Origin of the sequence: Nodularia harveyana UHCC-0300 (assembly GCF_034931085.1) — a bacterium.
GTDB lineage: Bacteria > Cyanobacteriota > Cyanobacteriia > Cyanobacteriales > Nostocaceae > Nodularia > Nodularia harveyana.
In genome coordinates this window covers 42,611-68,575 of record NZ_JAYGHG010000012.1, presented here as the reverse complement: position 1 = coordinate 68,575, position 25,965 = coordinate 42,611, and the positions used below count along the sequence as shown (strand labels likewise).

The following is a 25,965-nucleotide window of genomic DNA, read 5'->3' as shown; positions in this document are numbered from 1 at the left end:
GTCACCTTCCTTGCAAACGCAGAAAATGTAACCTTCCTGATTCTTCCCCCGCAACAATTGTCACCCCATCAGGAGCAACTGCACAGCATTTTATAGGACTTTCTCCTGTGAACGTTGCTATTTCTTTCCCTGTTTCTAAATCCCACATTTTGATGGTGTTGTCATCTGAACCAGAAATCACGGTTTTTCCATCGGGTGTGAGTGCGATCGCATTTACCCAGCTACTATGAAGGGTGAACTTTTCTGTTCCTGTTACCAAATCCCAGATTTTGATAGTCTGGTCATGAGAACCAGAAATCACGGTTTTTCCATCGGGTGTGACTGCGATCGCATTTACCGAGTTACTATGACCTTCAAGGGTGAACTTTAATCTTGATCTTGATCTTATATGTTCATAAATAAAAGCATAAATACAAACGGACAAAACACAAATACAAACGGCTATGCGTGCGATCACATCTACCCAGTTACTAGCATTTTTAATTTGAACTCGATCTTGATTTAATATTGATCTTATACATTCATAAATAAAACCAAAGAATCCTTTTTTTTTCTGAGTTATATCCCAGATTTTGATAGTCTTGTCACCTGAACCAGAAATCAGGGTTTTTCCATCGGGTGTAACTGCGAGTTCATATACTGAGTCACTATGACCTCGAATGGTGAACTTTTCTGTTCCTGTTCCCAAATCCCAGATTTTGATAGTCTTGTCATCAGAACCAGAAATCACGGTTTTGCCATCGGGTGTAACTGCGATCGCATTTACCCAGTCCCCATTTTTCCGGCCGCGACTATCACCTTCAAGAGTGAACTTTTGTGTTCCTGTTCCCAAATCCCAGATTTTGATAGTCTTTCTTGAACTAGACATCAGGGTTTTTCCATCGGGTGTCAGTGCGATCGCACCTACCGAGTCACTATGACCAGTAAGGTTGAACTTTTGTGTTCCTGTTCCCAAATCCCAGATTTTGATAGTCTTGTCATCTGAATCAGAAATCACGGTTTTTCCATCGGGTGTGACTGCGATCACATTTACCGAATCACTATGACCGTCAAGGGTGAACTTTAATCTTGATCTTGATCTTATACGTTCATAAATAAAACCAAAGAATCCTTTTTTTTGCTGAGTTATATCCCAGATTTTGATAGTCTTGTCACCTGAACCAGAAATCAGGGTTTTTCCATCGGGTGTCAGTGCGACCACTTTTACCGAGTCACTATGACCTCGAATGGTGAACTTTTCTATTCCTGTTCCCAAATCCCAGATTTTGATAGTCTTGTCATCAGAACCAGAAATCACGGTTTTTCCATCGGGTGTAACTGCGATCACCTTTACCGAGTCACTATGACCTTCAAGGGTGAACTTTTGTGTTCCTGTTCCCAAATCCCAGATTTTGATAGTCTTGTCATCAGAACCAGAAATCACGGTTTTTCCATCGGGTGTAACTGCGATCGCCGTTACCGAGTTACTATGACCTTGAAGGGTGAACTTTTGTGTTCCTGTTCCCAAATCCCAGATTTTGATAGTCTTGTTACGTGAACCAGAAATCACGGTTTTTCCATCGGGTGTAACTGCGATCGCTGTTACCCAGTCACTATGACCTTGAAGGGTGAACTTTTCTTGACCTGTTCCCAAATCCCAGATTTTGATAGTCTTGTCACGTGAACCAGAAATCACGGTTTTTCCATTGGGTGTAACTGTGATCGCATTTACCCAGTCACTATGACCTTGAAGGGTGAACTTTTGTGTTCCTGTTCCCAAATCCCAAATTTTGATAGTCTCGTCATGTGAACCAGAAATCACGGTTTTTCCATCGGGTGTAACTGCGATCGCCGTTACCAATTTACTATGTCCTTTTAGAGTGCGAATTAATCCCCCACCACCAGGAGGTGTGAGGCTACCTATTAAACTATATACACCTATATTTTTATCTGTGGCGATTTGTGCTAATAAATTTTTAATTTCTGGTAAATCAAAATATGTTAGTCGTGCTGATAGCTGTCCCTTGAGTTGTTTTGGATCTTGAAATATTATATGTATTGACCTAAATAAAGCCCTTTGAATGAAATTTAATGCTTTAATTATTTTCGCATATTTTGAATTATTCTTTATTTCGGAAGTATCTAATAAATCATAATCTTCAATTAGTGCTGGTAATCCAAATAAGGGATGATTTATTTTTGCTTCAATAAAGTAGTAGTTAGCTAGTAATTGAAACAGTTTTGTATATTTTTTACTATCTAATAATAACCGGGTATATTCACCTAAAAACTGTTCTTTTGCTTCCTCTGACTGTTGATCAAACCAAGAGCGAAAGTTACTCATAGTATTAATCCCTCACCCATATTCTTAGCAATTTCGGCGCTAATTTCTGGTAAGCTTACCCCCGCAGCTTCCACTATCTCCCGACGTTCTAAAAAATCCCGAAAACTCTCATGATAAAAGCGATAACGAGGCGGTTGATAGGTGTTTTGTTCCTGTAAAAACTGTGTCCAATCTTTGAGAACTTCCTGCACTTTGAGATTATCTTCTTGGGAATATTTCACAATCATTTCACGGGATACGGCACTTTTTAAAGCACACATTACATAAATGATTTTGATTTTATCCTTGGGTAAGGGTTTAGTTGCCATTCCCATAATGCGCCAATGACTCTCATAGTATCCTTGCAAACCTGCGGGTAATTGTTCTAGTTTTTCGTCGTTATAAAATCCGTCTGCTATTGCTTCTAATACATAGCGTAAATACATGAAATTATTTTCACTTTTAGCAGCAATAGTTTCCAAAAATTTATTTATACTCAAATGATTTTGTTGATTAATCCAATTTTCCAGCCCTGCTTTATATTTATCTAAACCCATAAATTTTAAAATATAGGTTTTGACATCATCATTACTTTTTTCTTCATATTTTCTTAAATCCAATTCTGCATACTGAGTATTTGGGGAAAGGTTTAATCTTTTATCATCTGAATTATAAGGTCTTCTAGTGAGAATAATATAAACCTTATCCGGTAAATACATTGGTAAATTTAATAAATTACCATGATCTTCTTGATCAACTTCGTCTAAAGCATCAATAACAATGACGAAATTTTCAAATTTAGATAATTTTGCATTGGCTTTAGTTAATAAAGTAGATAAATCATCATTTTCTACCTTTTGCAACTCAAACTGATTTACTAATTGTTGACGAATTAATTTAACAAATATATCGGGACGGTTTTTACCTTCTGCACGAATATTAAAAAAGCAACTTGTTCCGGGATTATCTACTATATATTTAGCAGCTATAGCACTTTTACCCATTCCTGCATCACCAATAATTGTAAAATAACCACTTTTATTATTTTCGATAAATTCTTGAATTGCATTAAATACAAATTTGCGTCCACAAAATATTTGTGTTTTATCTGCAATTACGGTTTTAAATTCATCTGGTATTAGTGGTGGAAACCAATCATCAACAATATCTGAAGGTTTGAGTCTTTCATCCATACCATTTTTTTCAAGTCCTGCATTTATAGCATTGACCACATTTTCAATTACGAATGTATCAACTGCTGTAATATTAGGGCGATTTTGTCCTACTAAATATTTGATTTGATCCTCACTTGCTTGAGATTTTTTTGCTAGGGATTCAATAGTAAAACCAGCTTTTTTCTTATCATATAGAGATTTGATTTTAGCTTTTCCCGACTCACTAGCTTGTACTTTACCCAGTTTATTCATAAATATATATTAGTAGTAGATTGATTATTTAAACTATAGCAAGTATGGATTATTGTTGTCTAGGGAATTTGGGGTATTGATATTTCCCTAAAATCCCTAAACATTAGGGAAAATTTATTAATAATCATTACCTAATATCCCTTTCCAAAACATTGTGAATTACCTACTATGTAAGCAAGTCAGGAAAAAAAATCAAATCCAAAGAACTAAAAATTATGAAAATTCCATTTTTCCCCCAAAGTAAACAAAATTCAAAAAATAATGAACAGGAAGTCATGGAAGAAATGAAACAAAAAATCATCGCTGAATTTATCCGTCAAACCCAACTTACCTTTAACCTAGCTTTAGCTGTAACCACCGCATCAGCAATTATAACTTTATTGGGTGTGGGTTTATTATATTTAGATAAAATTCCGGAAGCGAGTCTGACCGCAGGAGGGGGAATTATCGTTAGTATTGGTAGTGTGCAGTTTGCAAAAGAAACCAGGGAAGAATTAGAGGAGATTTTGAAATCTTTAGAGGATGTCTAAAAAGATCCCCGCTTCTTTTTTGTGAACATTTTAATCGGTGCGTTAGAGAATCGTAACGCACCCTACAAATTATTTACTAATTCTCAAAAAGAGTCAGACAAAAATATTTTTATTTTACCCAGGCAAAATTGCTTTCAGAATAGAATCAGAGAAGTAAAGTCCTTACTACAAACTTTAATAATTTACATTTAAATCAAATTCTCTAACTCTTGCTGCAAATCATTCGTTAAATCTGCGACAGCTTGTCTTGCACCTAAACGATTTTCTTTATAGGCTGGATAACGGTCTGAAACTGATATCGGCTCACCAATGGTAATCTTTACCTTTTTCTCACCTAGTTGCGGCATCTGGCTAACTTTATCACCTTTAATGCGAGCGATCATTTTCCATAAAATTAAAGTTGTCTCGGCAAATCTTTCGGCTGTGGGTTTTTCGCGGATATAATTACCAGAAACGGCCACAAAGCCTTCAACTAATCTCATGTGCCACATTCGGGAATTGGCTTCTTCAGCAACGCGATCGCCTAATGCTATCTCTACAGGTGATAATGCTTTGATATCCTGAAACTCTTCTCTAAATATATAATTCCACCCAGCCTGTTCTACCCGACGACAGCGATCGCTTAACTGTCCTCTGGATAATAAGTTAAAATATTCCTCAGATATCCGTAAAGCTGTATCTAATAAAGCTTGTAACCGAATGACTAAAACCGCATTACGGTCAGTTGTTTCTGCTGCTATCGTTTCAGCATCCGGCAAACTTTGATGATAAAACCGCTTATAAAAATCTTCCATTAAAGACAGCAAATGCTCTGCTAAAGTCAATAACCGGGGATAAAGAGACTCTAAACAGGGAAGCTGATTTTCCTGTCCCGGAGTTACCACCAAACCACTAGCCGCTTCTAACTCAGTTAATAGATTGGCGATCGCCCTCCAAGGAGCAGAAACATAACTATATTTAATTCCCACTGGTATAATTAAAACTTGTTCCGAGCGTTCCTGCTTTTGCAAATCCTCCGCACACCAAAAGCCTAACTGAGCGATCCCCGGTTCCAAAGGACTGATAAATTCCGACAAACCATTAGTAGCACCTTCTGGCGCAGCAGCCATCGGGAACCTCCCATTAGCAAACAAATCACGCGCCGAACGCAACCCTGTCCAGTCAGCCTTACCCCTTTGAATCGAAGTCCCTCCTAACCGCGAAGCAATCCAACCCGCATAGGAACCCGCCCAGAGAGGAATCCCCCGATCATAGATAAAATGGGCATGAATCGGCATTTGTAGCGCTGTGTTCTGCTTTCGTGCTAATTTTGGCACGAGTTGAGAAAATAAATAGGTCAAACAAAAAGGATCATCTGTTTTAGGATGGCGAAATGCCAACACAAAACGAACTTTACCCTCTCGAAACTGGCGATAAAGATCCACTAAAACCTCGACATTATCTGCTTCCACTTGGCTAATAGCTGTTTTCCAGCTAATCCAACTCGGTAACAACAGATGAAAAACCCGAAGAACTAAGGGATTGAAAGCCGGAGGAATAAATTCTAGGGGTGGTTGTGCTTGGTAAATTGCATCTGACAAGGTAATTTGCTCCTGATTGATGGAAAATTATAGACTTAACCAATTTTAAAGACTAGTAATTCTGGAAAGGGAAAATAACGATGCGACTGTCACAAATGTTATTCGTAACACTCAGGGATGATCCAGCTGATGCGGAGATTCCCAGCCATAAATTATTACTTCGTGCAGGGTACATTCGTCGCATCGGTAGCGGTGTTTATGCTTATTTACCATTGATGTGGCGGGTACTACAAAAAGTTTCCCAAATTGTCCGCGAAGAAATGAACGCTACAGGCGCACAGGAATGTCTCCTTCCCCAATTACAACCCGCAGAATTATGGAAAGAATCGGGACGGTGGGATACATACACCAAAGCCGAAGGAATTATGTTTTCCCTCATCGACCGTCGTGAACAACAATTAGGATTAGGTCCGACTCATGAGGAAGTCATTACCACCGTTGCCCGTGATATGATTCACTCCTATCGCCAACTACCGTTACATTTATATCAAATTCAAACTAAATTCCGTGATGAAATTCGCCCCCGTTTTGGCTTGATGCGGGGAAGAGAATTTATTATGAAAGACGGCTATTCTTTCCATGTGGATGAAGCTAGTCTCAAGGAAACCTACCAAGATATGTATCAAGCCTACAGCAATATGCTCCGCCGTTCTGGTTTAGCATTCCGGGCTGTAGAGGCTGATTCTGGGGCGATTGGCGGTTCTGGTTCCACAGAATTTATGGTGTTAGCAGATGCGGGAGAAGATGACGTTCTCTACACTGAAGATGGCAAATATGCGGCTAATGTAGAAAAAGCCGTTTCTTTACCTGCGGATGCGGAAACTTCTCCTTTTACAAGTTATGAAAAACGGCAAACACCAGGAACAGAAACCATAGAAAAAGTTTGTAATTTTCTCAAATGTTCACCCACGCAAATTGTCAAAAATGTCCTTTATCAAACCGTTTATGATAATGGGATGACAGTTTTAGTATTAATAAATATTCGGGGTGATCAGGAAGTTAATGAGGTGAAGTTGCAGAATGAATTGACCAAACTGGCTGCTAATTATGGCGGTACAGCTATTATTGGTTTGGATGTACCAAATGCCGAAATGCAACAAACATGGGCGGCAAAATCTTTACCTTTAGGTTATATTGCGCCGGATATTGGAGATGAGTATATTACTGCTAATAAACAGTTAGATTCTCAGTTTTTGCGGTTAGTTGATTACACCGCCGTTGATTTAAAAAACTTTGTGACTGGTGGAAATGAAAGTGACTATCACGTTGTGGGTGCTAATTGGGGAGAGCAGTTTAAACTACCTGAATTAGTAGTAGATATACGGAAGGCCAGACCAGGCGATCGCGCGGTTCATGACCCTGAACAAACTCTACAAACAGCCAGAGGGATTGAAGTCGGTCATATTTTCCAACTGGGGACAAAATATTCCGAGGCTATGGGCGCAACCTATACAAACGAACAAGGTGAAGAAAATCCCCTACTCATGGGTTGCTATGGCGTAGGTGTATCCAGGTTGGCACAATCGGCTGTAGAACAATCTTATGATCAAGATGGCATTATTTGGCCAGTTGCGATCGCACCATATCATGCGATCGTCACCATTCCCAACATTAAAGATGCTCAACAACTCGAAATCGCGCAAAAACTCTATACTGAACTGAACAAAGCAGGTGTAGAAACATTACTCGACGACCGAGACGAACGCGCCGGAGTAAAATTCAAAGATGCTGATTTAATTGGTATTCCATATAGAATAGTTACAGGTCGCGCAATTAAAAATGGCAAAGTCGAAGTAGTAAAACGCGCTACCCGTGAAACTCAAGAAATAGCCGTTGAGGAAGTAGTTAATACCCTGCAACAGTGGATTAATGAGGCAATAGCAGGTTAAGATATATCTCTTATTAGGCAGGTGTTTGGCCTGCCAATAACAGTATTAACTGCTATGATTTTGACGTTTAACAAGTTTTGGTTTGGGAATTATTTTAGGTATTGGGTTAGTATTTTCAGGAATTTTATAATTACTCACAGCTTCAGCAATTAACTGTACTTGGGCTGGTGTTAAACAATCAGAACAACTAACCATCATTTGCAGTAATGCGGGGACACCTTGAAAAACTGGTACTGAACACTTATTAATTCCTAACCATTGAGCTATGGGAAAAACCACAGGAGCGTAAATACAATTATCAGGTAGATTGGGAAATAGAGAAACTATCCATCGACTAAACATTTTTTGATGGTAAGCACTTTGAGAAGTAGGACTATCAGAAAGTGATACCCAATTTTTACCTTCTCTACGTTTCCATTTATCCTGATATGCAGTAAAAGATCCTTTCCATGTTTTAATTTCTAATAAAAAAATGCCTTTTGAGCCAATAATTAAGTGGTCAATCTCTGTTAAACCACCTAAATCATCAGTGGGTATTAACGCATTATTAAACATTATCCAAGTATCTGGAAATGATTTTAAAATAGTTGATACAAACCACTCACCGCTACTACCTTTTAATTGATTTTTGACTTGTTTAAATTCATATACAAATGAACCTAATTGACCTAATAAACTATTACCTAATACTTGATTTATTTCTTGGCGCTTAGTAGATTTTTTAGCACTTATCTTTTTTTGAAATACTTCTCTGAGTTTTGGGGACTGTTGCAGAGTTTTCATCGTAAATTAACAAATTTGATACTTTAAGCCTAGTAGTTATAAAATTTAATTATACCAGGTAATAGACTAAAAAATTATCATAGTTAGGGTTTAATTACCTGTTTATATCCTCACTTTTTTCTCAGCTTATATGTATATGGATCTGAAAATTTTAGTATCTATCTCTGGAGAATTTGATTAATATATTAAAGGGGCAGATTGCTTTACCACGTAAAATCACACATAAATTTAGATACTACATACCTATGTATATTTAATTTTACTAATAGTGAGGATGTAAATTCTTAAATATTTTCTGATTCACCCAGTTAGTATCCGTATTTTCAGAAAGGATTATATTTACATTAAGGTTGACCTAATGGACTATAAATATCAACCTAAAATTAAACATGAAATACAGTTACTATAGGTGCAAGATGATAAATTTGTGAAATAGCCTCAGTAAGAAGATTTCCCATTTAAATCTAGTATTGGGATGGAAACAGGCAAAATATCACCTCAGTATAATTTTCATAAATCAACGCCTCTTGAGATTTTAAGAAACTCCCCAGGTATCCATATCGTCTTTAAACAAGCTGTTCCTTTGAAACACGCTATCTCACTCTTCTGTCACCAAGGTTTTAAATATGAATAACCAGCAAGGATCTAAACGTATTTCTTCAGGTGTAATTGCAGTAATATCAGCAGCAGTTGTCGCGGTGGGTGGTGGCGTAGCTTGGCTTGCTTCCAACCAAACACCTACACCAATCCAGCCATCTCATAACGTTACACAGCCTAACCAGCAAACACCTAGTGTTTATTGGCTCAAACCCAGCGCTACAAGTTTTGATTTGGTTCCCCAGCCGATTCAATTAGCGGCCATACAACCGAACCAAGCCTTAGAACAAGCTTTCCGAACTTTATTGGAGGGACCAACAGAAGGCACAGATTCTACAACTATTCCCCAAGGAACCCAACTGCTGGGGGTGAAGACGGAAAATGATGAAGTTCACGTTAATTTATCTAACGATTTTACCGTAGGTGGCGGTAGTGCCTCAATGATCGGTCGTGTCGGACAAGTGGTTTATACTGCTACAACTCTAAATCCCAACGCTAAAGTATACATTGAGGTAGACGGAAAACAGTTAGATGTCTTAGGCGGTGAGGGTTTGGAATTGCAACAGCCCTTAACTCGTGAAAGCTTTCAGCAAAACTATCCGCTTTAGTTGAGTTATCAGTTATCAGTTATCAGTCTAGGCTCTGGTTACTGTTCACTGATAACTGACGACTGACTCAGCATTTGCCATTCAGCCAGCGAAAACTGCGAGCTTGGTTTTCCAGCCTAGTGGCCAAGCGATCGCACACCCGATTACAAAATTAAAAAATCATTTGATCTGCTACCTGGTAGTAAGCGCAAGTCCCTTTACTGCGGCGGCCAAGGATTCTATCTTGCCACATTACCTTCAGGCTTTGAGAAACATTTGCTGGGGAAATCTGTGTCACCTCTACCAATTCTTGCACCCATTTTTCTACTTTAGGAGACTCTGCGCGAACATCCCATAGCAAGTTTCACAACGGTGGGCGCATCGGCTGACTTCACAGGGGGAAGTATTAGGCTAGTTATTGCACCACTGATGGCGTTAATAGTAACGCTTATTTTATGAAGATTTCCCCGCCAGAACAGAGAATTTTACCAATAACTGATATTGATAGATGGATTAATCCCTAATCAGGGTTAATTCGCATCAAAGCCTGGCCATATTCCACAGGTTCCCCATTTTGCAGGAGAATTTCCATAACCTGCCCGGATACCTCAGCCTCAATTTCATTCATCAGCTTCATAGCTTCAATGATACAGACTGTTTGACCACTGCGGACGCGATCGCCCACTTTTACAAACGGTGCTTCACCTGGTGCGGGAGCGCTATAAAACGTTCCGACCATAGGGGAATCCACTTCTACTAATCTCTGATCAATAGTTGATGGGGGATTTGCTGACAACTGCACACTGGGAGTATTTACAGCATTCTCTAAAATCCGACTAGTTCCCACCTCCATCATTTGACTTGGTGGTGCTGACGTTGCGGCTGAACCGGATTTACGTACAGTTAGTTCAAAGTCATCGCTTTTCAGCGTTACTTCTGCAATATCTGTTTGGGCGATAGTTGCCAACAGTTGGCGGATTTCATTAAATTCCAATGGCACAGTTTTTATTACCTCGACCTAACCGTAAATCAAAATTTTAATTATGGCAGGGATTTAATCCCTAAAGCAGGGATTGAAATCAGAATTGCTTCTAGAAACAGACTAACTTATTCCCTGCCGAGATATTTATCTTCACGAGTATCAATTTTGATACGTTCGCCTTGAGCTACAAACAACGGAACCATCACAGTTGCGCCGGTTTCCAACACAGCTGGTTTAGTTCCACCTGTAGCCGTATCACCTTTGATTCCTGGATCTGTTTGCACAATTTCCAAAACCACAGAGTTGGGTAATTCCACTTCTAGCACTTGCTCACCCCAACGAATTACACTCGCTTCCATACCTTCGGTTAGGTACTTGACGCGATCGCCAATTTGGGTAGCGGTTAATCTGTTTTCCTCGTAGGTTTCCATATCCATAAACACGAACTCATCGCCCTCTTTATAGGTATGTTGCATCGTGCTTTTTTCCAGATTCGCTTGAGGTACAGTTTCCCCAGCCCGGAAAGTTTTTTCCACAACACTGCCATTTTGGACATTTTTTAATTTCGTCCGCACAAAGGCAGAGCCTTTACCGGGCTTGACGTGGAGAAATTCCACAACACGCCATACATTCCCGTCTAATACAATTGATACACCGGGTCGAAAATCGTTACTAGATATCATTAAACTTTCAAAATGTGGAAGACAATCGGCATTTATTGTACCCTTCAAGAGTAGCAATTAGTCATTAATCATTAATCATCAACTAATTAGTTCAGTGATTGGGTACTAGGGACTGGGATAACCGTGAGCCTAGTATTCACAAAACTATACACAAGAAGGGAATTATAGCTCTTTGTCTCATTCCTCATCCTTAATTCCCTCATTACTCAGCACTCGTACTATGGGAAGATGATTGATGAGTTAAGCCTAGTCAACAATTTCATATTGCATTTGAGTTATTCCATCATGTTTAACATATTAAAGTCCTGGCTGAAGAACAGCTTAATGACAATATTGTTACTAACAATATTTTTAGGCATCAGCACAGCTGGTTGGACTCCTCCTAGTAACGCCGCCCTACCATCTGGAAATCCCATCACTGAAGGCAAGGCTTTATTAAGGTATGCACTCCCTATAGAGAATAAACCTGTACGGCAACTGCAAGGTAGTTTAGAAGATATCTCCAACCAACTGCGAGCCAATCGCCGATGGGGTGCTATCTCTAGTGACCTCAAAAGAGCCTCACGCATTCTCGATAAACCTACCCAAATCCTAGCAAGTGTTCCCGAAGAACGCCAACCTCAAGCAGAAGCTTGGATTGCTGAATTAAAATCCGGCGTAGATTCACTACGGGAAGCGGTGAAAGTTAAAGACAAAGAACAAATTCTCCAAGGGAGAAATAAACTACTGGATGTAGTTACCCTTTTAGAAGAGTCGATGGTGACAGAATTTCCCTTTGAAATTCCTGCTGAGTACAGCAACCTCCCTCAACTTAAAGGTCGCGCCACGATCGCATTTCAAACCAGCAAAGGCGACCTGACTATGGTTGTGGATGGTTATAGCGCCCCCGTCACAGCTGGTAACTTTGTCGATTTAGTCCGAAGAGGTTTTTACGACGGCTTAGAATTTACCCGTTCCGAACAATCTTACGTTTTACAAACTGGAGATCCACCGGGAAAAGAAGTAGGCTTCATTGATCCCAAAACGAATAAATACCGTGCAGTTCCTTTAGAGATTTTGGTGGAAGGTGACGACGAACCCACCTATGGTATTACTCTCGAAGAAGCTGGCCGTTATCTGGATATGCCAGTTTTGCCTTTTTCTTCCTTTGGTGCATTAGCAATGGCTCGCCCGGAAACGGAAGCAAATGGGGGTTCCTCGCAATTTTTCTTCTTTTTGTTTGAGCCAGAACTCACCCCCGCCGGTAGAAACCTGTTAGACGGTCGCTATGCCGTTTTTGGCTATCTCACCGACGGTAAAGATATTTTGGATAAGCTCAAGGAAGGTGACAAAATTGAATCTGCAACTGTAATTCAGGGAATTGAAAATTTAGTTGAGCCACAAGCAGTCTAAAAGATTTCTTAGTTCTGAGTCCTGAGTAGATATAAAAGTTTGAGGAGTTGTTGATTACACTCCTCTTTTTTTTCCAAAATCTAAAATCTAAAATCTAAAATCTAAAATTGATTGACTAATGACTAAAGTTAAAGATATTGGCGAACAAGGGATTTTAGCAAAATTACAGCGTTTCTGTCCCCCAGGAATGATTGGCGATGATGCAGCAGTACTGTCAACAGTACCTGATCAATCTTTAGTAGTCACCACAGATGTATTAGTAGATGGTGTGCATTTTAGTCCTGTCACCACATCGCCTGAAGATGCTGGTTGGCGGGCTGTGGCTGCTAATTTATCTGATTTAGCCGCAATGGGGGCTTCTCCTTTAGGAATGACCGTCGGTTTAGGACTACCTGGTGAACTGATGGTGAGTTGGGTTGAGCGTTTATATCAGGGAATGACAGAATGTCTCCAGAAATACAATACCGTAATTGTGGGCGGTGACATCGTGCGATCGCCTGTAACCACTCTCTCAATTACCGCCTTTGGTCAAGTTCATCCCCAGAGAATTATCCGGCGCTCCACTGCTCAAATAGGTGATGCGATCGTCGTCACAGGTGTTCATGGAGCATCCCATGCGGGCTTACAAATGCTCTTACATCCCGAATTAACCCCAAACCTCAGCGATACAGAAAAACAAACACTCATCACAGCACACCAACGTCCCCAACCAAGATTAGATGTTTTACCCATACTCTGGCAAATTCTCGAATCCTGCCCTCCATTTCCCCATCCCCCCATTACCGGCATGGATAGCAGCGACGGCTTGGCAGATGCGATTTTGCAGATTTGCCGTGCTAGTGGTGTTGGCGCTATCCTCCAAGCCAGTAAAATACCCTTACCGACAACTTTTAACCACTGGCTCACACCAGAACAAGCAATAAAATATGCCCTTTATGGCGGTGAAGACTTTGAATTAGTGCTGTGCTTACCAGAAGTTCTAGCCCACACTCTAGTTACAAAACTTGGTAAAAGCGCTGCTATAGTTGGAACTATTACAACAGGTTCCCAAGTAATCTTACAGGATCAACAAAAAAAACTCCCCGACCAAGTTTTAAGCCTCAGCCAGGGATTTCAACATTTCATGCAATAGACAAAAGTCACTCAGGACTAAGTAACTAAGCCCACTTTGTAGCTACTAGTTCTGCCAAATCTAGAACTCGTTGGCTGTAACCCCACTCATTGTCATACCAAGCCATAACTTTCACTAAGTCATTACCCATAACTATGGTCAAGCTGGAATCAATAATAGAAGAAGCGTCACTACCTTGATAATCCGAAGATACTAATTGTAGATCACTGTAATCCAAAATACCTTTCAATGAACCCTCTGAGGCATCTTTGAGAGCTTGATTAACTTCTTCAGTAATAGTACGCTTCTCAACTTGAACTACGAAATCTACCATTGAAACATTAGGGGTAGGTACACGTAAAGCCACACCATTTAGCTTACCTTTCAAGTCTGGGATTACCAGTGCTACTGCTTTTGCTGCACCTGTAGAGGTAGGAACAATGTTAATAGCTGCTGCTCTCGCCCGTCTTAAATCCCGATGAGAAGCATCTAGTAAACGCTGGTCACCAGTGTAGCTGTGGGTAGTGGTCATCGTACCTTTGATGATCCCAAATTTATCATTCAACACTTTAGCTATGGGAGCCAAGCAGTTGGTAGTACAGCTGGCGTTACTAATGACATGGTGCTGCTTATGGTCATAATCATGATGATTCACCCCCATGACAAAAGTACCATCCTCGTTTTTACCAGGAGCAGTAATCAAGACCTTTTTTGCTCCAGCATTTAAATGCTTTTGCGCTCCTTCTCGGCTGGTAAATACGCCGGTTGATTCAATAATCAGATCAATGTCCCACTCTTTCCAGGGCAAGTTTTCAGGATTGCGATCCGATACACATTTAATCGTTTTACCGTTAATGATAATAGAATTATCATCAGCTGCAATGTCAACATCCTTTAACTTTCCCAACATTGAGTCATACCTGAGGAGGTGAGCGTTGGTCCTTGGGTCTGATGTGTCATTAATAGCTATCAACTCAAGGTTGCTATTTTGTCTGCCTACCCAGCAGCGTGCAAAGTTACGTCCAATACGCCCAAAACCATTGATTGCGACTCTAATCACAGTGCCTTGTCCTCTGTATTTATGCTTATAAATTGATATCTTTGACCCCAATCATATCGCAAAGGGGGGAGTATTTATAACCATAAATTGTTGGATCGATCAAAAAAACACATAATTTATTCAGATTTACCGAAACCCTAGCAAATCATTATTTTTTTAAACCCGCAGATTTATCAGATCACTGATGTTCATGGCTATGTGCCTTTTAAAATGTCATAAACCAATTAATAGCGGTAAAGCGCATAGATAAACTGCGTAGTAGATCAAGAGTCGAACTCACGAGGCGCGACTCTGGAATATTGCTTTATTTTGAATCTCCCACAGAAGTAAGAATCTTCTTCATTCTATGGATGGGAAGTATCCACTGAGTAGAGATTATGAGTGATAATGTAGGATCTGACCGATTCTGGGACTAAATAGCGAATTGACTGGCTGTCATGGCAAAGTTTACGGATGAGACTTGACGAAATTTCTACTAAAGGTATATTCAATAATTGCCAGTCAATAGTCAGGGACTGACCTTGGAATTGTTGCTCTACTTGCTTGCAGATTAGCTCGCTCTCAGCTATGGTCTCACCACCTAGCAGCCGAGGTGCGATTAACCAATCACACATTAAAACTAGTTCATGTCCTCGGTACCAACGAGGTAAGGTTTTAAAGGTATCCAAACCTACAATCCAGTACCAGTGAGTATCTGCATAGCAACTAGATAAGTCTATCAAAGTATTGATGGCATAGGAAATCCCAGAGCGCTTGGTTTCTACTGGGGAAACCGTAAATGCGGGGTTTTCTTTTGTTGCTAGTTGCAGCATTTCCCAGCGATTTTGCCATACAACCGTTTTTTTATGCGGAGGATTGAGTGATGGTACCCAAATTACCTTTTTTAGAGGTACTTGAGACAAAGCTGTTTGGGCTACCAGTAAATGTCCCCAATGAACTGGATCAAATGTGCCACCAAAGATGCCGATGTGCTGCATGCAGTCGTGCCTAAACTATTGAATTTCCTACAATTTTAAATACGTATGTACTATTTTTATCCATTCGCTCTACATTTTAAAGGAGTTTTATCAGCAATGTATTACTATAGCCCACACCAGTAAGGGATTGAGAAAGATGTATTTGAAACTACAAATTTTTCTGTCCCGATGCGGCATCAACCTCCAGAATAATCTTAATAACAGTTTAGAAATAGCAAAAACCTCCAACAAAGGTAAAATCATTCTCAATCGGTAAAACAACAGAGGAAAATAATCGGAACATCGGGTATAAACAAGATGCAAGCGTAGTTACGGTAAAAATCAAATTCCTGTTATGATACGCGTGTCATTTGTGATTATGGTGTGGTGTAAGAGGACTAATCAATGAGTAATTATGTAGATTTTAGTGGCAGACCATTTCATTTCATTGGAATTGGGGGGATAGGGATGTCTGCCCTGGCTTATGTTTTGGCAAAGCGTCAAATGTTAGTATCAGGTTCTGATCTTCGTCCAAGTCATATTACACGGAATTTGGAGTCGATTGGTACACATATTTTTGGTAAACAAGAGGCCAGTAATCTAAAATTCTTTGGCTCTCGTGAATTAGCTAATAGAGAATTATTAAACTCACAACAAATATTACCTACTGATAGTAAGTCAACACTGCCTCAAGTTGTTTGTTCAACAGCAATTAATGCCAATAATTTGGAATACAAAGCAGCACTAGAATTAGGATGTCCGATTTTACATCGTTCTGATGTACTAGCTGCGTTGATTTCAGATTACCATAGCATTGCAGTTGCTGGTACTCACGGTAAAACTACCACTAGTAGCATGATTGGTTATATGCTGTTAGACGCTGGTTTAGATCCCACAATTTTGGTTGGTGGTGAAGTTGATGCGTGGGAAGGGAATGCGCGATTAGGGCAAAGCCAGTATCTGGTAGCTGAGGCTGATGAATCAGATGGTTCTCTGGTGAAACACGCCCCGGAAATTGGGATTATTACTAATATTGAACTTGATCATCCTGATCACTACGAAACGTTAGAAGAAGTAGTTAACACCTTTAAAAAGTTTGCCGATGGTTGTAAAAAAGTTATAGGTTGTATTGATTGTGATACAGTACGCGAGTTGCTAGGCAACACTTCGGGCGATCGCCTGCAATCAATAATTACCTACAGCCTTAACCCAGAGACAAATGCAGATTACACCGTTACTAATATTGACTATCGTGCCGATGGTAGCACAGCCCTGGTTTGGGAAAAAGGCAAAGCCTTGGGAGTATTAAACCTGCGGTTGCTCAGTCAGCATAATCTCAGTAATGCCCTATCAGCAGTAGCTGTTGGTCGAGCTTTGGGTTTAGAATTTGGCGCAATTGCCAAAGGTATTTCCACCTTTGAAGGCGCTAGACGACGTTTTGAGTTACGGGGAGAAGTGGGCGGTATTACCTTCATCGATGACTATGCTCACCACCCCAGTGAAATTTGCGCTACTCTCGCAGCAGCACGTCTGCAAGCCAGACCAGGACAAAGGGTAGTTGCCATCTTCCAACCTCATCGCTATAGTCGCACACTCACCTTTTTAGAAGAATTTGCGGAATCATTTACTCACGCCGACTTAGTTGTAATCACAGATATTTACAGTGCAGGTGAACCAAATTTAGGGCAAATTAGCGGTGAACAACTAGCAGAAAAAATTGCTAAACAGCACCCAGAAGTTCTTTATCAACCTAATTTACCCTTAATGAGTGAATTCTTGGTGCAAACGCTGCATCCTGGAGATTTAGCATTATTTCTCGGTGCAGGGAATTTAAATCAGGTGATTCCTGAAATAATTACCAAACTTTGTCAACCTGCTACAGCCACATCCTAAATTAGGAAAAAGAGCAGTAGACACTAAGTTACGCCGGAGTGTTTCCCTCTAGCAAAGATTCTATCCATTGATATTATTGCTGTACTTTTACGGCAGTTAAATGTAAAAATTTCACAAAATTTACGTAAAAATGAAAATTTCCCAGGCAGATGGAAATGTCTGCACAATTATTGCTTCAAATACACAGAAGCAAAAAACAGAAGACTCGAGTGATAGTAAAATAATTTACTTAAAAGGCACTGATTGTATTATTAAGTCACAAGCTTCTTTATCTGCATTTACTTCTTATAGAGTGGGGGGGTCTGCGGAATGGTATGTTGCTCCTCGTAATTTAGAGGCACTACAGGCTAGCATTGAGTATGCCAAGGAACATGAATTACCTGTAACAATACTAGGTGGCGGTTCTAATCTCTTGGTGAGCGATCGCGGTTTACCAGGACTAGTAATTTCCACTCGTCATTTGCGCCATAGCTACTTTGATCCCCAAACAGGTCAATTAACCGTAGCAGCAGGAGAATCAATTCCCACTTTGGCATGGGAAGCCGCAAAATTAGGCTGGGAAGGATTAGAGTGGGCTGTGGGTATCCCTGGTACTGTTGGTGGTGCTGTAGTCATGAATGCTGGGGCGCATAATAGCTGTATTGCAGATATGTTAGTCAGCGCCCAAGTACTTTCCCCTGATGGCACATTAGAAACTCTCACCCGCGCCCAAATAGGTTACAGCTATCGGAGTTCATCACTGCAAAGTAACCAATCTTCCACAGAGTGCGGTTGTCAACCTATTGTTACCCAAGCCACATTTCAACTCCAACCTGGTACTGATCCAGCACTAGTATTGGCAGCAACCAAGCAACACAAACAACACCGACTAACTACCCAGCCTTACAATTTTCCTAGTTGTGGCAGCGTGTTCCGTAATCCTACACCTTATACGGCTGGCTGGTTAATTGAACAAACAGGTTTAAAAGGTTACCAAATTGGCGGAGCGCAAGTAGCATTACTACACGCAAACTTTATTGTTAATCGTGGCGGGGCCAAGGCTAGCGATATCTTTTCGTTAATTCATCATATCCAGCAACAAGTAAAAGAACGTTGGTCGATTTGCTTACAGCCAGAAGTAAAAATGATTGGTGAGTTTCAGGCGGCTGGTTAAACTGGGGACTGCATACCCAGAATTAATTATTGGTAATAAAACAGGCAAATTGCCGACCGCATCTATAATTGAATTTGATTTTGTTATTTAACCTACACAGGGATAATCGATCATGACAGGAAAAGGACAGGGATTCGGTTTTGGTTTGGGAAAAATGAAGGAACTCGCGGACGCTTTCAAAAAGGCGCAGCAAGTTCAAGAAGGTGCTAAACAGCTTCAAGAAGAATTGGAGCAAATGGATATCCAGGGAGAATCCGGGGGTGGACTGGTAAAAGTCATCGTTAGTGGTAACCAAGAACCCAAGCGGGTAGAAATTGCCCCAGAGGCCTTAGAACAAGGTGCAGAATTACTTTCTGACCTCGTGACAGCTGCAATGAAAGATGCTTACGTTAAGTCCACTGCAACAATGCGGGAACGGATGGAAGAATTGACTAGCGGTCTGGAACTACCTGGATTTTAGCTTAAACAGCAAGAAGCCTCTCACTTCCACTATCGTGTTAAGTGATGAGATGAATTGCGCGTGAATTGACGACAGTCTCCCGACCAATGCGACAGCGAGGAAGGGAGACACGGAGGAAACGAGCAAAATATTTTAAATTTGGTATAATGGATTTGGTTGACTTCACCCATATTGGTGTCTGATAAGCCTCTGTCCAATAGCATTGCGATTATTGGTAAGCGACTCCGTTGCACAGCATAGAAGCAAGTAGGCACATCTTGATTAATACAGATCACCTCCGGGTTTGTCCTATAGCGCGAATAAGCCAGCATCTCATCCAGGACAGTAAAATTTGTAGGGTACAAGGTAAGAAATTGCATAGTCTGCGGAGGGGCTTCTCGTGGACTTAAAACAAAGCTCAGTCAATGTCTTCATAGAAGAGTCACTGAGAAGCCTAAACTGTATGCTTGCATCAGTATAGGAGTATGTCACTCTCAATCATTAGTCATTAGTCATAAGTCATAAACTATTAGACTGATGACTGTAGACTTTTGACCTGTGAACTATTTATGCCTTACAAGCTGCTGTTTGTCTGTCTGGGGAATATCTGTCGTTCACCATCGGCAGAAAACATTATGAATCATCTGATTGAACAGGCTGGTTTAAGCGATGGCTGCGCCGACACCAAAGGTGTACGCATCCTCTGTGATTCTGCTGGTACGTCTAGTTATCACATTGGTAGTCCACCCGACCGACGTATGAGTGCTGCTGCTGCGGCTAAGTTGGGGATTAAGTTGCGTGGTGAAGGTCGCCAATTTCAAAAATTAGACTTTCAGGAGTTTGATATGATTTTGGCCATGGATCAAGAAAATTATGATAATATCCTCGCTCTTGACCCCACTGGGCAATATAACGACAAAGTTTACCTGATTTGTCAATTTTGCTCTCAGCACACCCTTAAGGAAGTTCCAGATCCATACTATGGTGGTGTGGAGGGCTTTAATCAAGTGATTGATTTGCTTATGGATGCCTGTGAAGGTCTACTCGCACATATTACTAGTCATCACCTCAAGACCTAAAGGCTATTCAACCAGGCCATGCTTAATGGCAAAACGCACCAGCTCCGCCCGGTTGCTGGTGGCAGTTTTTCTTAATAAACTACTTACATATTTTTCTACTGTTCTCGGACTCAAGTGCAGTTGGTGTCCCATATCAATATTAGAAAAACCATGAGTCAACAGTTCCAAGACTTCCTGTTCTCTGGGTGTCAAAGATTCTAACATCTGGGATTGCTGAACATGAGTAGATAGAGAATTGGATGTTTCTATCTCTTTTGTTACGAAAGTGCCTAAGTTCTCTTTATGAAAACATCGGTACTCAGATTGAATAATACGCGATCGCTCTAAAAGATTACGAATTGCTGCTGCTAACTCTTCTAATTCAAAAGGCTTGGGTAAGTATAAATCGCAACCAGATTGGTAACCCAGAATTCTTTCCTGGGTCTTGGTGCGTGCTGTTAATAAAATTACAGGTAATAACCGGAATGCAGATTGTTGGCGTACCTGACGTACCAGTTCATAGCCGTTCATCCGTGGCATGACAATATCTGTAACGATCAAATCAGGATGGTAATTATCTACCATTCCCAAAGCTTCTTGACCATCATTCGCCGTCACCACGGAATAGCCAGACAGCTCAAGATAATCACTAATAGAGAGACGAGTACCCAGATCGTCATCCACAATAAGAATAGTCAAGGGCATTGACAGTACACCCCTAGCATTTTTTTACTCAGAAACTGACTTATATATAAAGGAACAAGCTGGAAACTCACTAATTGATAGAGTTTAATTATCTGTTTGTTTTTTAACCTCCTTGGCGATTGCCATGTCAGCGAGCGAAATCAGTGAACACAGGTAAATATAGTGTTCCTATATTTCATCCTATGACAGGATCACCAGCTAATGACTGTCTAAGGGTAGATTTATAAAGAAAATCTTAAATACTAAGTAAGACTTCATGAATCTTAACATAATTTGATATTTAATGCTCAGAAGCTCAGTGTGGCTTTTTAATTCTTAACAATAAAGCCATAAGATACAGATATTCAGGAATATAGTGTAAATTAATATTTAAATTGCCATAACTTTTCTAGAGTTTTTACACCTCTACTCATGTTGGTGAAAACCTGCATGAGCAAGTTATGTCTTATATCCAAGAATCCCCGTGCGTTCACGCCGGGGAGTGTCAAATTGGGAAACTTTTAATGGAAAAGGGAAAAAGCTAAATTATAAAGAATATGGCAGACAAGCTAGCCCCAAAATTTTTGCAGCACATTTAAAGCACACAAAATTTTTTCAATGAGCGAAAAGAGCGAAAGTTACAAAGTTATTAGTGATAACCGTCAAGCCCGTTATTTATATGAAATCCTGGAAACTTTTGAAGCTGGAGTTGAGTTAGCAGGAACAGAAGTGAAATCGATTCGCGCAGGTCGAGTTAATCTCCAAGATGGTTATGCTTTGATTCGTAATGGCGAAGCATGGCTGATCAACGTCCATATTTCTCCTTACAACGCTAGTGGTCAATATTTTAATCATGAACCGCGCCGTACCCGCAAACTGTTGTTACATCGCCAAGAAATTCGGAAGTTAATTGGTAAGGTAGAACAGCAAGGTTTAACACTAGTGCCTTTAAAAATGTACCTCAAACGAGGCTGGGTAAAAGTAAGTATAGCCCTCGGTAAAGGTAAAAAAATCCATGATAAACGGGAATCACTGAAAAAACGCCAGGATCAACGTGATATGCAACGGGCGATGAAAAGTTATTAAGCCTAAGCAAGTATAGCAGGGAGCAGGGAGCAGGGGAGCAGGGAGCAGGGGAGCAGGGAGCAGGGGAGCAGGGAGAAGCCTTGAAACTCTTTAATTACAATGGTTTTATAATCCGTTTGTGTCCTAACCACCTTGGTGGGTACTATATTTTGTATATCTTCAGTGTGAGTTGAGAGCAAGTTGATGTTATCTTCAGGAGCTACAAGACGGTCCTGGATTATAGCTCCTTAATTATGGGATATTGCGAAGTTCTAGTTAGTGTGAGGTTCTCCCGGAGATGAATGAACGTTTTGAGCTATGGGTTTCCAGTAGCTAGCAATTACAGCCACCATTAACCACCATAGGCTATTGACTTCAGGGCGAAACCAAATGGTATCCACAGTCCCGTGAGCCAGCATTCCTGCTACAGTGGCTAATGCTCCGATCAACCAAAATCCCTCTACATTTCTAGATTGCTGCAATCGTCGCAGTTGCACAAATCCATGATTGAAAGTTACTATTATCAGCCAGAGAAAAGAGGCTAAACCCACAAAACCAGTTTCTACAGCTATCTCTAAAAAGAGTGAATAGGCGCTTAAAGCTGTATAACGAGGACGTTGATAGAGGGGGTAGATTTTATTAAAAGAATTGTGACCAGGGCCAATTCCAATTATGGGGCGATCGCCAATCATCTCGAAAACAGCATCCCAAACATTGCGGCGAAAATTATTACTGCTATCTTGGCGATCTGCAAAAATACTCAAGACTCTGAGTTGGACTGGCTCGACAAATATGACTGCTAGCAACAGCAAGCCCATCGTACCGCCTAACATCATTGGCAATGACCAAGTACGCCAAAAAGGAGACATTTGCACACTCCACCAATAAACTAGCAAAGCGATCGCAGTCAACACACCCACCACTAGAGCAATCCAGCCACCACGACTAAAAGTCAAAACCAAACAAGCCGCATTAGCAATAAACATAGTTAACGCTAAAGCCTTCTGAATCCAACTTTTCCAGGCAAAAATAGCTACCAAGCTTAAAATGACAGCTGGTAAAAGATATCCAGCCAACAAATTCGGATTACCCAAATAACTATAGACCCTAGTCGTCTTAGCAAGGGGAGATTGTGGATCTACCCAAGTCGCCAGGGCTGTAGCTCCAAAAAACCACTGCCGCAAGCCGTATATACTAACTATTAAAGATATATGCAAATACAGAGTAATTATCCAAGAGCGTAAACGAGGCGATCGCAAAACCCTCGCACAAAGAGCAAACAGCAATAGATAAAGTGTCAATACCACCAAATCTTTAACAGCAGCCTGTTTCACAGGTGACAAAGCAGTAGACACCACAGCAATTGACCAGTAAAGCAACACCAGCAAGTGAATTGGTGTAAATAAAGGTGTATTTGCTGGCGCTGATTCATCGGATAAAGTCAACAGCAGCCAAAATCCTACACAAGCTACTAACAATAATCCTACAAGGCTACTCGACACAAAAGGAGCAAGAGCATACACCAAACTCAGTAAAACGGCTGCTATTGAGTCTCCCCACTGCATCAAAAGGCTACTTTGCCGCCAAGAATGCAATAACCCCACCAAAAACCGACGTAAATAGCTCGTTGCTAGATATTCTTTGAGCGGTAAATAAGATAAAGTAAATCGTTGCCAGACTAAATTCATCATGCAGGGTAACAACCAATAAACACTCCCACAGCTAAAAATCGGTGGGATTTTTCAGTAATAATTGCCATTGTATGCAGAATTATTTCTGGTGGATAATAATTGCGTAATTAGCCAGTTTAATTAATCCGTGATATTCTCTGACGAAGTAGCCATCTGTAATGGCAAAGATAATACATAGCGTTGTCCTGATTCTGGTGAACCTTGAATTGTGATCTTACCCCCGTGAAATTTTGCCAGATCAACGCTTAACAACAAACCCAAACGTTCCCGCGTCAAGTTACCACGAGCTATAGCCTCATCCTCAGCAGAATTAATCATCAAGGAATCTGAGTCAGAACCATTCAAGTTCAATCTTTTCTCCACTAAAACTTCCATTCCTGACTCCCCCTGTTTTTCTGTATATGTATCTTCCCCTGTCAGTTCCAGCCTCGATAAAGAATTAAGCTGAAAATAGGAATCAACCTCCGTTATGCCATCTCCGAGCCAAGGATGACACACCCAAACAGTAATATTCACCTGATTTTGGTAATCAGAAATATGAATTCTGACGATACTCTCTGTCGCAGAAACTTGAATAACGCTAAAAATTAGGTGATACAGGATTTGTCGTACCTTATCTTTATCCAAAAGCCAAATCCGTTCATATCCTGGCTCTATAGACAGGTGAATATTTTGCTCACGGCGGTTAGCTGCTTCTTGGACAGTATTTATAACTTGTTGACATAGCATTTCAATATTTACAGGAGATAAATTTAGTACAGACCATTCTTTATCCAACGTTCCTAGTTCGGTGATTTCGTTAACTAAAAACAACAAATACCGTCCACTATTTTGAATGATTTCCAGGTATTCCCTCTGTTTGATCGTTAAAGGCCCATAAATCTCACGTCCTAACATCCCAGCCATCCCTAGTACAGATGTTAACGGTGTACGTAACTCCTGAGTAATATGTCCCAAGAGTTGCAGTTGTAGTCGCTTAGTAGAATCGCATTCTGTGGCTAAAGTAGATCGGGTGGCTCTCACACCACTAGTCTGTTGATCATTAACTGGTTTCGCCGCAGGATTATATGAAGTTGTTGCTAAATTTTTTGACCGCAGCATTCGGTTACGCTCAAATTCACTCATACACCAACGAGCTATTATTTGTAAAAATTCAATCTCCCTATTTGTAAAGTTACGTGGCACTAAATCGATGACTTCCAATGCACCCAAACAATTTCCCGCAGCATCAATTAGAGGCGCTCCTAAGTAGGCACGGATACCATAATCCTTTACCAATGTGATATGTTTTATCAATGAACTACTGACTTTTTTTGTATCATTAATGATAAGTAACCGAGAACTTTCAACGACTTGGGTGCAAAAAGATTCTTCACGTAACAACTGACGGTTTTCTGCGAGATGATTCATTAGTCCCAGCCGAGATAAACCCACAGCTGACTTAAACCAATGAAATTCTTGATTGACAAATCCCAATATAGAAATAGGCACTTCTAAAAAGTGGGCAGCAGTTTGAGTGGCTTCTTCAAAAACCGGAATGGTTTCTAATCGCCGCAAACCTAATTCTGATAATGCTTCTAGGCGTTGTATTTCTTTTGCTTCTTCAAAAACCCAACCATCCTGGAAGCCAAGCAAGTTTTTTTCAGGCTCTACCATCACGACTGCTACCTTGATATTTTCTCAATCTTGTAATTTATATAACCACTGAGTTTAGGTTATGATTTTCTACCTTTAAGCATTCCCCAATTTCATTGCTAATCAACCAAATGCAAAAATTTTATTCTCTACTCGTGAACAGGTGACGTAATCTGCCTTATTTGAAGTTTTGATGGCAAATGGCGTTACTCTAATATTTCGTGAGTGTCATTTAATACTAGACAGGACTTACGCAACAATTGCCAAAAATCTTGATTTATCGTGCGCGAAAAGCCGCCCTGCCCGCAAGGGCTGTAGAACGCCAAGAAAACGTAGATTATGCGTAAGTCGTACTAGATATTCAATCTCCAGAAAAATTTATCTAATTTTTAATCTGTAATTCTTATAAAATAGTTGTCAATTTTATGCGTGCGCTTGGCAGATATTGATAGTTTTTTACTAATGAAA

Annotated in this window: 21 protein-coding genes and 1 pseudogene; 10 read left to right on the top strand and 12 right to left on the bottom strand. The window is 40.4% G+C overall.

Annotated elements, in window-relative coordinates; translation table 11 throughout:
- Position 1 precedes the first annotated feature (1 nt).
- Together VB620_RS09905 and VB620_RS09900 are read right to left on the bottom strand one after the other, a co-directional pair.
- Positions 2–2,323 carry a hypothetical protein gene (locus VB620_RS09905; RefSeq protein ID WP_323195979.1) on the bottom strand — a complete coding sequence of 774 codons (2,322 nt, stop codon included), beginning with the start codon at positions 2,321–2,323 and terminating at the stop codon, positions 2–4.
- Positions 2,320–3,729, bottom strand: coding sequence for a P-loop domain-containing protein (locus VB620_RS09900; protein ID WP_323195978.1), 1,410 nt, complete (start codon positions 3,727–3,729; stop codon positions 2,320–2,322). Before VB620_RS09900 ends, VB620_RS09905 begins: the two co-directional genes overlap by 4 nt.
- A gap of 215 nt (positions 3,730–3,944) precedes the next feature.
- Between VB620_RS09900 and VB620_RS09895 the strand changes: the two genes are divergently transcribed.
- Positions 3,945–4,259: a TRADD-N-associated membrane domain-containing protein gene (locus tag VB620_RS09895; RefSeq protein ID WP_323195977.1), complete on the top strand. Its 315-nt coding sequence runs from the start codon at positions 3,945–3,947 to the stop codon at positions 4,257–4,259.
- 188 nt (positions 4,260–4,447) lie between these two features.
- Here the strand turns inward: VB620_RS09895 and VB620_RS09890 are convergent, their stop codons facing one another.
- Positions 4,448–5,839 (bottom strand): 1-acyl-sn-glycerol-3-phosphate acyltransferase, encoded by a 1,392-nt coding sequence (locus VB620_RS09890; RefSeq protein WP_323195976.1) that lies wholly within the window; start codon positions 5,837–5,839, stop codon positions 4,448–4,450.
- Positions 5,840–5,919: 80 nt separating this feature from the next.
- Between VB620_RS09890 and VB620_RS09885 the strand changes: the two genes are divergently transcribed.
- Positions 5,920–7,728 carry a proline--tRNA ligase gene (locus VB620_RS09885; RefSeq protein ID WP_323195975.1) on the top strand — a complete coding sequence of 603 codons (1,809 nt, stop codon included), beginning with the start codon at positions 5,920–5,922 and terminating at the stop codon, positions 7,726–7,728.
- A gap of 45 nt (positions 7,729–7,773) precedes the next feature.
- Here VB620_RS09885 and VB620_RS09880 read toward each other — a convergent pair whose 3' ends face one another.
- Positions 7,774–8,511: a nuclease-related domain-containing protein gene (locus VB620_RS09880; RefSeq protein WP_323195974.1), complete on the bottom strand. Its 738-nt coding sequence runs from the start codon at positions 8,509–8,511 to the stop codon at positions 7,774–7,776.
- Positions 8,512–9,137: 626 nt separating this feature from the next.
- On the opposite strand from VB620_RS09880, the gene VB620_RS09875 reads away from it, so the two are divergent.
- Positions 9,138–9,716, top strand: a complete 579-nt coding sequence (locus VB620_RS09875) for a GerMN domain-containing protein (RefSeq protein WP_323195973.1) — start codon at positions 9,138–9,140, stop codon at positions 9,714–9,716.
- Positions 9,717–9,783: 67 nt separating this feature from the next.
- On the opposite strand, the pseudogene VB620_RS09870 reads toward VB620_RS09875, so the two are convergent.
- From VB620_RS09870 to efp, 3 genes and pseudogenes are all read right to left on the bottom strand, one after another.
- A pseudogene (locus tag VB620_RS09870) lies at positions 9,784–10,020 on the bottom strand (transcriptional regulator); the annotation flags it as partial.
- 195 nt (positions 10,021–10,215) lie between these two features.
- Complete coding sequence (accB, locus tag VB620_RS09865; RefSeq protein WP_323195972.1) at positions 10,216–10,695, bottom strand: acetyl-CoA carboxylase biotin carboxyl carrier protein; 480 nt, start codon at positions 10,693–10,695, stop codon at positions 10,216–10,218.
- Positions 10,696–10,802: 107 nt separating this feature from the next.
- Positions 10,803–11,360, bottom strand: a complete 558-nt coding sequence (efp, locus tag VB620_RS09860; protein WP_323195971.1) for an elongation factor P — start codon at positions 11,358–11,360, stop codon at positions 10,803–10,805.
- 285 nt (positions 11,361–11,645) lie between these two features.
- Here efp and VB620_RS09855 point away from each other — a divergent pair, with 285 nt between their 5' ends.
- Positions 11,646–12,752, top strand: coding sequence for a peptidylprolyl isomerase (locus VB620_RS09855; RefSeq protein WP_323195970.1), 1,107 nt, complete (start codon positions 11,646–11,648; stop codon positions 12,750–12,752).
- Positions 12,753–12,870: 118 nt separating this feature from the next.
- Positions 12,871–13,884, top strand: coding sequence for a thiamine-phosphate kinase (gene thiL / locus VB620_RS09850; RefSeq protein ID WP_323195969.1), 1,014 nt, complete (start codon positions 12,871–12,873; stop codon positions 13,882–13,884).
- A gap of 25 nt (positions 13,885–13,909) precedes the next feature.
- On the opposite strand, the gene VB620_RS09845 is transcribed toward thiL, so the two are convergent.
- Together VB620_RS09845 and nadD are read right to left on the bottom strand one after the other, a co-directional pair.
- On the bottom strand, positions 13,910–14,923 hold the full coding sequence (locus tag VB620_RS09845; protein ID WP_323195968.1) for a type I glyceraldehyde-3-phosphate dehydrogenase: 1,014 nt from the start codon (positions 14,921–14,923) through the stop codon (positions 13,910–13,912).
- Between the two features lie 344 nt (positions 14,924–15,267).
- Complete coding sequence (gene nadD, locus VB620_RS09840) at positions 15,268–15,900, bottom strand: nicotinate (nicotinamide) nucleotide adenylyltransferase (protein WP_323195967.1); 633 nt, start codon at positions 15,898–15,900, stop codon at positions 15,268–15,270.
- 384 nt (positions 15,901–16,284) lie between these two features.
- Here nadD and murC point away from each other — a divergent pair, with 384 nt between their 5' ends.
- The 4 genes from murC to VB620_RS09820 all read left to right on the top strand — a co-directional run bounded on the left by murC (position 16,285) and on the right by VB620_RS09820 (position 20,443).
- On the top strand, positions 16,285–17,772 hold the full coding sequence (murC, locus tag VB620_RS09835) for a UDP-N-acetylmuramate--L-alanine ligase (RefSeq protein ID WP_323195966.1): 1,488 nt from the start codon (positions 16,285–16,287) through the stop codon (positions 17,770–17,772).
- A gap of 130 nt (positions 17,773–17,902) precedes the next feature.
- A complete protein-coding gene (gene murB, locus VB620_RS09830; protein WP_323195965.1) occupies positions 17,903–18,925 on the top strand; it encodes a UDP-N-acetylmuramate dehydrogenase in 1,023 nt (340 codons plus the stop codon).
- 112 nt (positions 18,926–19,037) lie between these two features.
- Positions 19,038–19,385, top strand: a complete 348-nt coding sequence (locus VB620_RS09825; protein ID WP_323195964.1) for a YbaB/EbfC family nucleoid-associated protein — start codon at positions 19,038–19,040, stop codon at positions 19,383–19,385.
- A 548-nt stretch (positions 19,386–19,933) separates the two neighbouring features.
- Positions 19,934–20,443: a low molecular weight protein-tyrosine-phosphatase gene (locus VB620_RS09820; protein WP_323195963.1), complete on the top strand. Its 510-nt coding sequence runs from the start codon at positions 19,934–19,936 to the stop codon at positions 20,441–20,443.
- Between the two features lie 3 nt (positions 20,444–20,446).
- On the opposite strand, the gene VB620_RS09815 is transcribed toward VB620_RS09820, so the two are convergent.
- The gene (locus VB620_RS09815; RefSeq protein ID WP_323195962.1) at positions 20,447–21,127 is read right to left on the bottom strand and encodes a response regulator transcription factor; all 681 of its coding nucleotides are present in this window, start codon (positions 21,125–21,127) and stop codon (positions 20,447–20,449) included.
- Positions 21,128–21,724: 597 nt separating this feature from the next.
- Here VB620_RS09815 and smpB point away from each other — a divergent pair.
- Positions 21,725–22,192, top strand: a complete 468-nt coding sequence (gene smpB / locus VB620_RS09810; protein ID WP_323195961.1) for an SsrA-binding protein SmpB — start codon at positions 21,725–21,727, stop codon at positions 22,190–22,192.
- A gap of 251 nt (positions 22,193–22,443) precedes the next feature.
- Here smpB and VB620_RS09805 read toward each other — a convergent pair whose 3' ends face one another.
- Positions 22,444–23,859: an IctB family putative bicarbonate transporter gene (locus VB620_RS09805; protein ID WP_323196006.1), complete on the bottom strand. Its 1,416-nt coding sequence runs from the start codon at positions 23,857–23,859 to the stop codon at positions 22,444–22,446.
- Between the two features lie 123 nt (positions 23,860–23,982).
- Positions 23,983–25,518 carry a GAF domain-containing sensor histidine kinase gene (locus VB620_RS09800; RefSeq protein WP_323196005.1) on the bottom strand — a complete coding sequence of 512 codons (1,536 nt, stop codon included), beginning with the start codon at positions 25,516–25,518 and terminating at the stop codon, positions 23,983–23,985.
- Between the last annotated feature and the right edge of the window lie 447 nt (positions 25,519–25,965).